Source organism: Pseudomonas sp. Marseille-Q0931, assembly GCF_940789645.1.
Classification (GTDB): domain Bacteria; phylum Pseudomonadota; class Gammaproteobacteria; order Pseudomonadales; family Pseudomonadaceae; genus Aquipseudomonas.
This window is the reverse complement of sequence record NZ_CALNWT010000003.1, coordinates 322,124-333,884: the sequence shown is the minus strand read 5'-3', so window position 1 is coordinate 333,884 and position 11,761 is coordinate 322,124. Positions and strand designations below refer to the sequence as shown.

Genomic DNA, 11,761 nt, shown 5'->3' with positions numbered 1-11,761 from the left:
CTGATCAAGGCAGGCGAGCATTACGATGGTGGACATGGCTAGGCGTGAGGTACTGGGCGGGATCGGCATGCTGGCGATGGCGCCCTTGCTCAGCGCCTGTTCTGGCCTGGCGACTCATGCCGGCGATTCGGCGCCGGGGCTGAATCTGCTTTATGTGGCCGACACGCTGGATGCACGCCTGCCAGGTCAGCCGGTGGTACCGGCGACGCGCCTGGGGCCGGTTTCGCATCTGGGGCGTGCACCTTGGATCAGCGGCGCCAGTGCCCGTCAGGGACAGGCTGAACTCGATGCCTTGCTCGATGCCCGGCTGGGCGCGCAGGCCACCACGGGCGGCTATGCCGTGCTCGGCGCCCTGCTGGTCGATCTGCGCCAGCGTCTGGGCCGGGAAAACTGCCTGACCTTGGAAAACGGCCAATGCTGGAACGGCAGTGGCCTGGCCTACCTGACGCAGGGCGAAAGCGGGTTGCAGGGCAGCCAGTTACTAGGTTCCGAGGTGCGCGTCAGCAGCGACGAACGCGTGCTCTGGCCACAGAGTGGCGCTTCGCTGTATCGCCGCTTCGAGCGCCCGGTACTGGGGGCCGGTCTCGCGGCCGACCAGGCCGAGTCGCTCGGCGTGCAGCCTTACACGGTGCTGCGCAGGGCCGGCGTGAGGATCGCCATCGTCGGCATCACCGATCCCTATGCGCAGGATCAGCAGGCGTCGCTGAAACAGTGGTACCAGTCGCTGCTACCCGTTATCGAGGCTGCGCGCGGCGAAGCCGACCTGGTGGTGGCGCTGGCGGATGTCGGCACCGGCCCCGGCCTGTGGCTGGCCGAGCGCATGCCCGGGGTCGACTTGCTGCTGTGCGCGCGCGGGCAGGATTTCTGGCCGGCGCCGGTCCCGGTCTGGCAGGCCGGAGGGCGTCAGGTGCCGGTGATCTTCGCCGGTTGTCGGGCCAGCGGTGCCTTTCATATCAACTGTCGGCAACAGGGCGGACGTTGGCAGTTCAGCGCGCAGTTCCATCCGGCCTTCGAGCGCGGCCTGTCCGCGGCTGCGCGCAGTGAGATGCAGAGCCTGCAGCTCACCCTCGACCAACAGCGCGCCGGGCACGCCGCCTGGCTGGACCAGCCGCTGGCACGGGCTCCGGAGGCGCTCTGGCGCCGCGATACGCGCGCAGGCTCCTGGGATCGCTTGCTCTACCAGGCCCTGCGCGGCGACGAGCAGATCCCGGTGCTTTTGCCCGGGCTGCGCTACGACAGCCCCCTGGCGCGCGGGCAGACCATCACCCGCGAACACCTGATCAACCTGACAGGTGGCTATTCGGCGCCGGTGCTCGACGTGCCCGGCGATCGCCTGGAACAGGTGCTGGAAAGTGCTGCCGAGCAACTGTTCGGCGACCCGTTGCTACTCGACAACAGCCAGGATCTGCCGCGCCTGCTGGGGCAGAGCTGGCAACTCAGCTACAGCCCGAGCGGCAGGCGCGTGGCTGGCCTGGCGCCGCCCACCGGTTTGTGCCGCACCTTCGGCCTGCAGCACCAGGCCAATGCCGGGGAACCGCTCTGGCAGCGCGTCGAAAACTGGCTGGTGCAGCAGCCAGAAGGCTGGCAGTTGCCGGCGCTGCATCTGCCCAGCATGCGCTACGTGCAGGGGCATCCGGGCTGGCACCCGCGCGAGCGACTCTCGTGAATCGAGTGCAGCGCGCGCTTCGTTTCTGCTGGCTGACGCTGGCCGCCTGGCTGGCGGCCCAGTGCGTGTTGCAGCTGGCCCATGAACCCATGCCGGCCAGCGCCGGGCCAAGCGATCTGCAAGCGATGCCTGGCCTGCTGGTCGGACACTGGCAGGCCGCACAGTCCGATGGCCTGCCGCTGACGCGCCTGCCCGTGGAATACGTCGGCGGTCTGCGCGCCTGGCCGGCGAGCGCCACGGTGGTGGTGCTGCGTTATGGCCAGCAGGTGCGCAGCTACAGCCGCGGTCAGGCGCTGGCGCCCGGCATCGTGCTGCAGGACATCGATGACGAGGGCCTGATCCTCGATAACCAGGGGCGACGCGAGCGTCTGCCCTGGCCGCCACGGCCCACCGTGACCGGCTTCAAGCGGCAAGGATAAGAAATGAGCGTGCGCTATTGCCTGATCGGCCTGGCGGGCCTGCTGTCACCACTGGCCATGGCCGATGAGGTGCTGGATCTGCCGGTTGCCGAGTCGCCGCTGTACGAGGTGAATTTCGTCGATACCGAGCTGGGCGAGTTCATCGACAGCGTGTCGCAGATCACCGGTACCACTTTCATCGTCGATCCCCGGGTCAAGGGCAAGGTCACGGTACGCACCGTGGAGCGGCACGACAGCGAGGCCATCTACGATATCTTCCTGGCGCAGTTGCGGGCGCAGGGCTTTGCCGCCGTCAACCTGCCCAACGGCAGTGTGAAGATCGTGCCCGATCAGGCGGCGCGCCTGGAGCCGGTGCCGGTGGAGAGCGGCGAGCGCAAGGCCGGCGGCGACGGCATCGCCACCCGTGTGTTCAGCGTGCGCAACGCAGCCAGCGAACAGTTGCTGGGCATTCTCAAACCACTGATCGATGCACGCGTCGGGGTCATCACGCCTTATCCGGCGGCGAACCTGCTGGTGGTGACCGACTGGCGCAGCAATCTCGAGCGCATCGACAGCCTGCTGGCCGAACTCGATCAGGTCAGCGACGAACCGCTGCAGGTGCTGCCGCTGCAGCATGCCAGCGCCGCCGATACCAGCCAGCTCGTCACCCGTCTGCTGGCGCGTGAGAAGGGCAACGACGATGTCCAGGTGGTTGCCGATCCGCGCAGCAACGCGCTGCTGGTGCGCGGCAGCGCCAGCGGCCGGGAGCGGGTGAGGGCACTGCTGGCGCAACTCGATCGTCCTGCCGGGCAGACCAAAAATTCCAATACCCAGGTCATCTACCTGCGCCACGCCAATGCCGCCGAGGTGGTCAAGGTATTGCGTGGGCTCAGCCAGGAGGCCGCTGCTGCCGCAGGGGCGGGCCAGGAGGAGACGGTCGCGCGCCTGCCCGTCAGTGACTCGGGAGTGCGCCTGGAATACGAGGAGGGCACCAACGCCGTGGTCATGGTCGGCCCGGACAGCGAGCTGGCGACCTATCGCGCCATCGTCGAGCAACTGGATATCCGCCGCGCCCAGGTGGTGGTCGAGGCGATCATCGCCGAGGTCTCCGACTCGCGGGCCGAAGAGCTTGGCGTGCAGTGGCTGTTCGCCGATGAAAAGTTCGGTGCCGGGGTGGTCAACTTCGGCGCTGGCGGGGCGAACATCTCGGCCATCGCCGGTGCCGTCGCCAGCGGCGACAACAAGGCGCTCAGTAAGCTGCTGTCGGGCGTCAATGGCGTCACGGCCGGGCTGGGGCATTTCGGCGGTGGCTTCAACTTCGCCGTGCTGGTCAACGCGCTCAAGAGCAACAGCGGCTTCAACCTGCTGTCGACGCCGACGCTGCTGACGCTGGATAACGCCGAGGCATCGATTCTGGTGGGGCAGGAAGTGCCCTTCGTTACCGGCTCGGTGACCCAGAACAACGCCAATCCCTATCAGACCATCGAGCGTCGCGAAGTCGGGGTGAAGCTGCGCATCAGGCCGCAGATCAACGTCGACAACAGCGTGCGCCTGGACATCGTGCAGGAGGTTTCCTCGCTGGCCGACAACGCCTCCGCCAGTGATGTGATCACCAACAAGCGCGAGATCAAGACCAAGGTGATGGTCGAGGACAACGGCCTGATCATCCTCGGCGGCCTGATCAGCGATGAAGTGACCAGCAACGCGCAGAAGGTCCCGCTGCTGGGCGATATCCCCGGTCTGGGCCATCTGTTCCGCTCCAACGGGCAGTCGGGTGTTAAGCAGAACCTGATGGTGTTCATCCGCCCGCGCATCCTGCGTGACGACGCCAGCATCGCGGCCTACAGCACCGACAAGTACCAGGGGCTGCGACGCGAAACCGGGTTGCCGCTGTCTTCGCTGGACGATGCCGACAGCTTGCAGCGCCTGTTCCCGGCGAGCCGCGCACGTCTTGGTGAGGGCGCCTGGTGATGCAGCTCTTGCCCTACCGGCTGGCGCGCCAGGCCGGCCTGGCCGTGGTGCCGGGGGACGCCGGCTGGCAGCTATGGCTGCGCGAGGACGCCGACAGCGCCCAGTTGCAGGAGCTGCTGCGCGTGCAGGGGCGGCCCGCGTCGGTGTGCCAGTTGTCGCGGGCCGCCTTCGATGAGCGCCTGGGCGGTTTGTACCAGGCCGGCGAAGGCGCAGCCGAGGCGCTGATCGAAGGCATTGGCGAGCAGGTCGACCTGGACAGCCTGATGAGCGAGATGCCGCGTATCGAGGACCTGCTGGAAAGCGATGACGAGGCGCCGGTGATTCGCCTCATCAACGGCCTCTTTGCTCAGGCCCTGCAGCGTCAGGCATCGGATATCCACATCGAGACCTTCGAGCAGAGCCTGGTGGTGCGCCTGCGTGTCGACGGTCATCTGCAGGAAGTGCTGCGGCCGCCGCGCGCCCTGTCGGCCATGCTGGTGTCGCGGATCAAGGTCATGGCGCGCCTGGACATCGCCGAGAAACGCCAGCCGCAGGATGGCCGCATCACCCTGCGGGCCGCCGGGCGCGAAGTCGATGTGCGCGTTTCCACTCTGCCGGGCATCCATGGCGAGCGGGTGGTGATGCGGGTGCTGGACAAACAGGCGAGCCTGCTGGCGCTGGACAACCTGGGCATGCCCTCGGCCGTTGCCCAGGGGCTGCGCGGTTGCCTGGCGCGGCCCAATGGCATCGTCCTGTCCACCGGGCCCACCGGCTCGGGCAAGACCACCACGCTGTACGCCTGCCTTAATAGTCTCAACGATGGCAGTCGCAATATCCTCACGGTCGAAGACCCGGTGGAATACGCCATCGCCGGCATCGGCCAGACGGCGATCAACCCACGTGCCGGCCTGACCTTCGCCAGCGGCCTGCGTGCCATCCTGCGCCAGGATCCGGACGTGATCATGCTTGGCGAAATCCGTGACCGCGAGACCGCGCAGATTGCCGTGCAGGCCAGCCTTACCGGCCACCTGGTGCTTTCTACTCTGCACACCAACAGTGCCGTGGGTGCGGTGACGCGCTTGCGCGACATGGGCATCGAGCCCTTTCTGATCGCCTCCTGCCTGCGCGGAGTGCTGGCCCAGCGTCTGGTGCGGCGCCTTTGCCATTGCGCCGAGCGCCGCCCGCTGCAGCCAGCGGAGCAGGCGCTGCTGCCGGAACTGAGTGATCTGCAGCACAGCTATCACCCGCGCGGCTGCGAACAGTGCCGCGGCACGGGCTACCAGGGGCGTCTGGGTCTCTACGAATTCGTCGAGCTGGATGCCGAGCTGATTGCCCTGTTGTACGACGGCGCGAGTGAAGTGGCCATGCAGCAGTACCTGCAAGGTCGTCGGCAGAGCCTGTCAGGCATGGCGGCAGCCAGCGTGGCGGCAGGGCAGACCAGCCTTGCCGAAATCCTGCGAGCGGTGCAGGGCTGAGCCATGCCGACCTATCGCTATCAGGCCGTCGATTTGGCCGGACGCAGCCACAAGGCCAGCCTGCAGGCCGAGAGCGAGCGCCATGCGCGCCAGTTGCTGCGCGAGCAGGGGCTGTTCGCCCGCGATCTGCAACGGCATGAGAACGATCGCCAGCCGGCACGGCGCCAGCGCGTCGACCGTGCCCAGTTGTGCGAGCTGACCCGGCAGCTGGCGACCCTGACCGGCGCGGGGATTCCCTTGGTCGACGCCCTGGCCACGCTGCAGCGGCAACTGGTGCAGCCGGCGCTGCGCAACCTGCTGGTGGCGGTCAGTGGCAGCCTCGCCGAGGGCCTGGGCCTGGCGCGCAGCCTGGCGCGCCAGGGCGGCGTCTTTTCACCGCTGTACTGCGCGTTGGTGGAGGCCGGCGAGCGCTCCGGGCGCCTTGCGCCGGTGCTGGAACGGTTGGCCGAGCACCTGGAGCAGAGCCAGCGCCAGCGGCACAAGGCGCGCACCGCGCTCATCTATCCCTGCGTGCTGATGGGCGTATCGCTCGTAGTGGTGATCGGCCTGATGACCTTCGTCGTGCCGCGCCTCACCGAGCAGTTCGCCCATGCCGGGCAAAGCCTGCCGTGGATCACGTCGCTGCTGATCGGCATCAGCAACGCCCTGCTGGTTTGTGGTCCGTGGCTGCTGGGCCTGGGCGTCGTGCTGGCGCTGGTGGCCGGTTGGCTTCTGCGCAAGCCGCAGTGGTGTCTGCGTCGAGACGATCTGCTGCTGCGCCTGCCGCGCCTCGGGGGGCTGTTGCAGGGGCTGGAAAGCGCGCGCCTGTCACGCAGCCTGGCGATTCTCGTCGGCAGTGGCGTGCCCCTGCTGGAGGCCCTGCAGGTCGCCGCTGCCACGGTCGACAACCGGCGCATCCGCCTGGCCCTGGAACGCGTCACCCATGAAGTGCGCGGGGGCGTGAGCCTGCACCGTGCTCTGGAGGCCAGCGGGCATTTTCCGCCGCTGCTGCTGAACATGGTCGCCAGTGGCGAGGCCAGCGGCACGCTGCCGGACATGCTCGAACGGGTTGCCGATAACCAGGAGCGCGGTTTTGCCCGTCAGGTGGACACCGCCATGGCGCTGTTCGAGCCGCTGATGATTCTGCTCATGGGCGCGGTGGTGCTGTTCATCGTCCTGGCCGTACTGCTACCGATCCTTCAACTCAACCAGGGTCTGACACTATGAAGAGGAGAACTGTCATGCACGACAAGCGAAACCACCAGCGCGGCTTCACGCTCATGGAAATCATGGTGGTGATCTTCATCATGGGCCTGCTCGTCGCCGTGGTCGCCCCCAGCGTGCTGGGCAGCCAGGACAAGGCCGTGAAGCAGAAGGTGATGGCCGATCTCTCGAGTCTGGAGCAGGCGCTGGACATGTATCGCCTGGACAATCTGCGCTTTCCCAGCAGCGAGCAGGGCCTGGCTGCGCTGATCAGCAAACCTGTTGTCGAGCCGCTGCCACGCGCCTGGCGGGATGATGGTTATATCCGCCGCCTGCCCGCGGACCCCTGGGGCGCGCCATATCAGTACCGTAGCCCCGGTGAGCATGGCCGTTTCGATGTCTTTTCCCTGGGTGCGGACGGCCTCGAAGGTGGCGAAGGGATGGATGCAGACCTGGGCAACTGGGACCTGTAAGCGGTGCGCGAGCGCGGGTTCAGTCTGCTCGAATTGCTGGTGGTGCTGTTCATCGCCGGCCTGCTGACCAGCCTCGCCGTGGCCTGGCTGGACGGCGAGCAGAGCGCTGCGCGCCAGGCCCTGGAGCGACTTGCCGCGGCCGCGCGCAGCCAGGCCGGGCTGGCCGTGCATGCAGGGCAGGTGCAGGGCTTGCGCTGGACGGGCGAACGACCGGAGTTCGTGCGCCAGGTCGAGGGCGACAGCCAGCCGGCCTGGCAGGTCGAGCCGGTGGCCCTGGGCGACTGGCCCAGGGAGTTGCGCCCGGACTGGCCGGCCAGCGACGAGCCGCGTCTGGTGGTCTCGGCCACCGGTCTGGTGCGTAGTGACGCGCTGCGCTGGAGCTGGCCCGGTGGCGTCGAGGTCTGGCGCTGGGATGCCCAGGGGCGGCTGCAGCGGACGTTGCAGCCATGAGGCGCCAGCGCGGTTTCACCCTGCTGGAGGTGACGGTGGCCCTCGGTATTGCCGCCTTGCTCGCCGTCATCAGCAGCCAGGCGCTGCGTCAGCGCCTGGCGGTGCAGCAGAGCGTGCAGCAGCACCAGGCGGGGTTGTTGTGCGCCAGGGAACTGGAGGCGCGTTTTGCCGTGGAACGTTTCTGGCCGACAGGCTCCTCGGCGGCTGGCGTGCTTCGCCAGGGGCTGGTCAACTGCCACTGGCGCCTGCAGCTGCAGGGCACTGGCGTGAACCGGCTGCGCCGGGGCGATCTGAGTTTGTTCGCCGACCGGGACGGACGCGCATCGATGGGCCAGTACCTGGTGTTTCTGGTGCGCCCATGAGAACCGGGCAACAGGGCCTGACCCTGATCGAACTGTTGGTCGCGCTGGCGCTTACCGCCATGCTCGGCGTGCTGCTCGCGGCACTGGTCAGCGGCTGGAGCAGCGTTCGCGAGCGCCTGCAGGACAGCGGGCAAGGCAGCGCCGTGCTGGATTTCTGCCTGGCGCTGGAACGACGTTTCGACACCCTGGTGCTGCGCCAGCTGTATGAGCGGAGGATGCCGCTGGAGGCCCGCTGGCTGGACTGGCACGAGGGGCAAGCTCAGTTGCAGTGGGTGACCCTCGATGCCTGGGCGGGAGAGGCCGGCACCTCGCGCCTGCAGCGTCAGCGGCTGCGCTTCGACGCCCGTAACCAGCGCCTGGGCGTGTTTACCAGTAACGATCTGTACGCCCCTGACCAGGCGCGCTGGGTCGCCCGCGAGCAATTGTCGGGTGTGGACGCCGTGCAGCTGAGCTTTCGCCAGGAAGGACGCTGGGTGGCCGCGCCGTCCCCTGACCTGCTGCGGCCTGACCGCGGCGTACGCCTGACTTTCCAACGTGATGGAGCACCGTATGTATGCACCTTCGCCCTGCCCTGGGGGCGTCTATGAAGCCTGAACGCTGGCGGCGCAACCTGCGTCCCTGGCTGCTGCTGCGGCCCTCGGCAGAGGCTGAGTCGTGGCAGTGGGCCCGCGTGGAGGGCGGTCGGGTCCGCGCGTCGGGCAGCGGCGAGCCGCCGGCAATGGCCAAAGCTCGTGTGGCGCTGCTGATCCCGGCGGAGGTCTGCAGTCACTTTCACCTGCAGGCACCACCGGGGCTGAAGCGTCACGAATGGCCGCTGTTGCTCGAAGACCGCCTGCTGCAGCCCGCCGAGCAGGTATCGATCGGCTGCATCGCCCGACAGCCCGGCTGGCTGGAACTGGTCTGCGTCGATGCGCAGCGGCTGCAGCGCTGGTCGGCGTGCTGCCAGGCCTGGGGCCTTCAACCCGAGCGCTGCTGGGCCGAGCTGCAACTGCTGCCACGGGCAGAACCCTCGCAAGTGCTGGGCTGGCAACGTGAGCCCGGGCTGCAGCTGTACAAGCGTGCCTCGGCCGCGGGACAGCAGTTCTGGCTGGCCTGGCCCGAGACGCTGGGTGAGCCGCCAGAGGCCGGTGGATACGCGGGCGCAGTGGTGCAAACTGACGGCCCCTGGCCGGACCAACTTCCGCCACTCGACAACCTGCCCGGCACCTTCGACCTCCAGACCGGCAAGCGCCGCAGGCTCGCCTCCGGGCTGCGGCTGGACTGGCGCCTGCCCGCGGCCTGCCTGGCCCTGACCATGCTCTGGGGCGGGATCTGGGCAAGCCAGCAATGGCGCCAGCAGGCGCAGTACCAGCAGCAGGTGTGGGCGGTGACCGGCGCTGCCGAGCTTCTGCCCCAGGCTACCCAGCACCTCAGGCGTCTGCGTGAGGAAGCGGACGAGCAGCGCCTGCGCCTGCGTCAGGTAGAGCAGTTGCAGGCGCGTGTCAGCCAGTGGTTGTCGCAGCAGGCTGACTGGCAGCTTGACAGCGTGGCTTACGACGGACGCAGTTGGCGCCTGCGATTGAACGGCGACGGCGATGGCGCAGCTCCCTGGCAGGCGTTCGCCGACGAGGTGGGGGCGGTGGCCCGAGTCGAGCAGCAGCCTGGCAACCTGAACATATCCTTCGACCTAGAGGCCGGCCCATGACCTTCATCTTGTCGCCGCGCATGCGGCAGTGGCTGGCGCTGGGCTGCATCGGCGTGCTGTTGGCTATCCTGGCCGGGCGTGAAGTACTGGCCCGCTGGCAGACGCTGCAACAGTGGCGCAGCCTGGCCACGTCGGCGGCGGCTCTGCAGGTTCGCGCGCCGCTTGCCATCGAGCAGTTGCGCCAATCCGCCGAGCAGGGCCGGCTCAGCATCGAACTGGCCGAGGTGCGCGAGGGCAATTGGCTGCTGACGGGCAGGGTGAGCGATGAGCGACACCTGCACGACTGGTTGCTGCACATTCGCGGCGAAGGGGCCAAGCCTCTTGGCTGGAATCTGCAGCGGGGTGAATCCGATCTCGGCTTCGAAGTGGTGATCAGCCCATGAAGCGACGTGCTGCCTGGTGTGCGCTGGTTTTCCTGCTCACCTTGCTCAGCCAGTGGCCGGCGCGCTGGCTGGCCGAGCCCCTGGCGCTACCTGTGACGGGCTTGAGTGGCAGCCTCTGGCACGGCCAGGCCGAGCGGCTCGCCGAGATCGACCGCCCGGCTTGGCACCTGCAGCCCTGGCGCCTGCGGGCAGACTTCAGCGGGGGCTGGCAGGGGCAGCGCTGGGATCTGCGCATGCAGGGCTGGCCCTGGGACTGGCAGGTGCTGGTGCAACCCGGTGAACGCTATGCCGGCCAAGCCGGCAGCTACCGGTTGGCCGGGCACTGGCAGGGGCGTATTGCATTGCACGGTAGCGCCACTCAGTGCCGGCGAGCGCAAGGGCAGGTGAGCGTAACCTCGCTCGAGTTGCAGGCACCCTGGCAACTGCCGCTGGGCCAGGCCGCCTTGCAGCTGGACTGTTCAGCCGGTATGAAACTGTTGGCGAAGCTGCAGCTGGCCGACCAGCACCAGGCCGAACTGGAGGCGGACATTCTTGGCCGGCGGGCGAAGCTGGAGGGCACCGTCGAGGCAGGGGCGGCGATCTATCCTGTGCTGGTCAGTGCCCAGTGGCTGACACCGGGCGACACGCGTCTGGCACGCAATATTCGCTGGTAGGCAGCTAGGGCCTGATTTCGATCAGCGTGCCATCCTTGACCAGGCTCCAGACCTCGCGCATGTCGTCGTTCTTCATGGCGATGCAGCCTTCGGTCCAGTCCAGCGTATGGAAGAACCACTCCGGGTACTCCTCGTCCAGCGGCGTGCCGTGAATCATGATCATGCTGCCTGGCGGTACGCCGGCTTCCTTGGCCTTGGCCAGGTCGCGGGCGTTGGGGTAGGAGATGTGCAGCGACAGCTGGTACTTGTCGCTCGGCTTGCGCCAGTCGATCCAGTAGAAGCCTTCCGGTGTGCGTAGGTCGCCTTCACGCTGCTTGGCGCCATCGGGCTGTTTGCCCAGGGAAATGCGGTAGGACTTGATGGTTTCGCCGCGTTGCTGCAGGTGCAGTTTGCGTTCGGACTTGAGCACCAGCACCTTGTCCACGGTGCGGCTGCCGGTCGCTGGCGTAGTGCTGGCCAGGGCGTTGAAGCTGAGAGTCAGGCAGAGCAGGGGCAACAACCAGCGCATCGGGGATCGTCCGCAAGGGTCAACGGGGTGTGTAATGGGCACGCAACGCTTCGAGTGGCTCATTGCGTACCGGGAAGGAATTCTGCCGACGGTCGGCGAAGAAGCATTCTAAGGTACGGCCTATGGTCGGGAAAGCCAGCTCTGACCAGGGGATCTGCGATTCCTCGAACAGGCGTACTTCCAGGCTTTCCTCGCCAACAGCGAAATCCAGATCCACCAGTTCGGCGCGAAACATCATGTACACCTGGCTGATATGCGGCAGGTCGAACAGGGTGTAGAGGCTGAGGTCGCGTACACGCGCGCAGGCTTCTTCGAGGGTTTCACGGGCGGCGGCCTGTTCGATGGTCTCGCCGTTTTCCATGAAGCCGGCAGGCAATGTCCAGTAGCCCCGACGTGGCTCGATGGCGCGGCGGCAGAGCAGCACCTGGTCATGCCATATGGGCAGGCAGCCGGCAACGATACGCGGGTTTTCGTAATGCACGGTGGCGCAGTGACCGCAGACATGGCGCATGCGGTTGTCGCCGGTCGGGATCATGCGGGTGACGGGGTTGCCGCACTGATTGCAGAATTTCATGCC

General features: G+C 67.5%; 14 protein-coding genes. 12 read left to right on the top strand and 2 right to left on the bottom strand.

Annotation, left to right across the window (positions count from 1 at the left end; all coding sequences use genetic code 11):
* The first annotated feature begins 34 nt into the window (after positions 1-34).
* The 12 genes from P3C50_RS10480 to P3C50_RS10425 are packed head-to-tail and all read left to right on the top strand — an operon-like array spanning position 35 to position 10,676.
* The gene (locus P3C50_RS10480; protein WP_275545956.1) at positions 35-1,666 is read left to right on the top strand and encodes a lipoprotein UxpA; all 1,632 of its coding nucleotides are present in this window, start codon (positions 35-37) and stop codon (positions 1,664-1,666) included.
* Entirely contained in the window at positions 1,663-2,085 is a 423-nt protein-coding gene (locus P3C50_RS10475) for a pilus assembly protein PilZ (RefSeq protein ID WP_275545955.1), read from the top strand. The genes P3C50_RS10480 and P3C50_RS10475 overlap by 4 nt, the downstream gene beginning before the upstream one ends.
* A 57-nt stretch (positions 2,086-2,142) precedes the next feature.
* Positions 2,143-4,035, top strand: coding sequence for a type II secretion system secretin GspD (gene gspD / locus P3C50_RS10470; RefSeq protein WP_232106466.1), 1,893 nt, complete (start codon positions 2,143-2,145; stop codon positions 4,033-4,035).
* Positions 4,035-5,489 (top strand): GspE/PulE family protein, encoded by a 1,455-nt coding sequence (locus tag P3C50_RS10465; RefSeq protein ID WP_275545954.1) that lies wholly within the window; start codon positions 4,035-4,037, stop codon positions 5,487-5,489. Before gspD ends, P3C50_RS10465 begins: the two co-directional genes overlap by 1 nt.
* 3 nt (positions 5,490-5,492) lie before the next feature.
* A complete protein-coding gene (gene gspF / locus P3C50_RS10460) occupies positions 5,493-6,695 on the top strand; it encodes a type II secretion system inner membrane protein GspF (protein ID WP_275545953.1) in 1,203 nt (400 codons plus the stop codon).
* Positions 6,696-6,709: 14 nt separating this feature from the next.
* Positions 6,710-7,144, top strand: coding sequence for a type II secretion system major pseudopilin GspG (gene gspG, locus P3C50_RS10455; RefSeq protein WP_197858498.1), 435 nt, complete (start codon positions 6,710-6,712; stop codon positions 7,142-7,144).
* Positions 7,145-7,147: 3 nt separating this feature from the next.
* Entirely contained in the window at positions 7,148-7,594 is a 447-nt protein-coding gene (gene gspH / locus P3C50_RS10450; RefSeq protein ID WP_275545952.1) for a type II secretion system minor pseudopilin GspH, read from the top strand.
* Complete coding sequence (locus P3C50_RS10445; protein WP_275545951.1) at positions 7,591-7,956, top strand: prepilin-type N-terminal cleavage/methylation domain-containing protein; 366 nt, start codon at positions 7,591-7,593, stop codon at positions 7,954-7,956. Before gspH ends, P3C50_RS10445 begins: the two co-directional genes overlap by 4 nt.
* Complete coding sequence (locus tag P3C50_RS10440) at positions 7,953-8,543, top strand: PulJ/GspJ family protein (RefSeq protein ID WP_275545950.1); 591 nt, start codon at positions 7,953-7,955, stop codon at positions 8,541-8,543. The genes P3C50_RS10445 and P3C50_RS10440 overlap by 4 nt, the downstream gene beginning before the upstream one ends.
* Complete coding sequence (gene gspL, locus P3C50_RS10435; protein ID WP_275545949.1) at positions 8,540-9,640, top strand: type II secretion system protein GspL; 1,101 nt, start codon at positions 8,540-8,542, stop codon at positions 9,638-9,640. The genes P3C50_RS10440 and gspL overlap by 4 nt, the downstream gene beginning before the upstream one ends.
* Positions 9,637-10,023, top strand: a complete 387-nt coding sequence (gene gspM, locus P3C50_RS10430) for a type II secretion system protein GspM (RefSeq protein WP_275545948.1) — start codon at positions 9,637-9,639, stop codon at positions 10,021-10,023. Before gspL ends, gspM begins: the two co-directional genes overlap by 4 nt.
* On the top strand, positions 10,020-10,676 hold the full coding sequence (locus tag P3C50_RS10425) for a general secretion pathway protein GspN (protein WP_275545947.1): 657 nt from the start codon (positions 10,020-10,022) through the stop codon (positions 10,674-10,676). The genes gspM and P3C50_RS10425 overlap by 4 nt, the downstream gene beginning before the upstream one ends.
* Before the next feature lie 4 nt (positions 10,677-10,680).
* Here the strand turns inward: P3C50_RS10425 and P3C50_RS10420 are convergent, their stop codons facing one another.
* Positions 10,681-11,184 (bottom strand): L,D-transpeptidase family protein, encoded by a 504-nt coding sequence (locus P3C50_RS10420; protein WP_275545946.1) that lies wholly within the window; start codon positions 11,182-11,184, stop codon positions 10,681-10,683.
* Positions 11,185-11,203: 19 nt separating this feature from the next.
* On the bottom strand, positions 11,204-11,758 hold the full coding sequence (locus P3C50_RS10415) for an NUDIX hydrolase (protein WP_275545945.1): 555 nt from the start codon (positions 11,756-11,758) through the stop codon (positions 11,204-11,206).
* Positions 11,759-11,761: the final 3 nt, after the last annotated feature.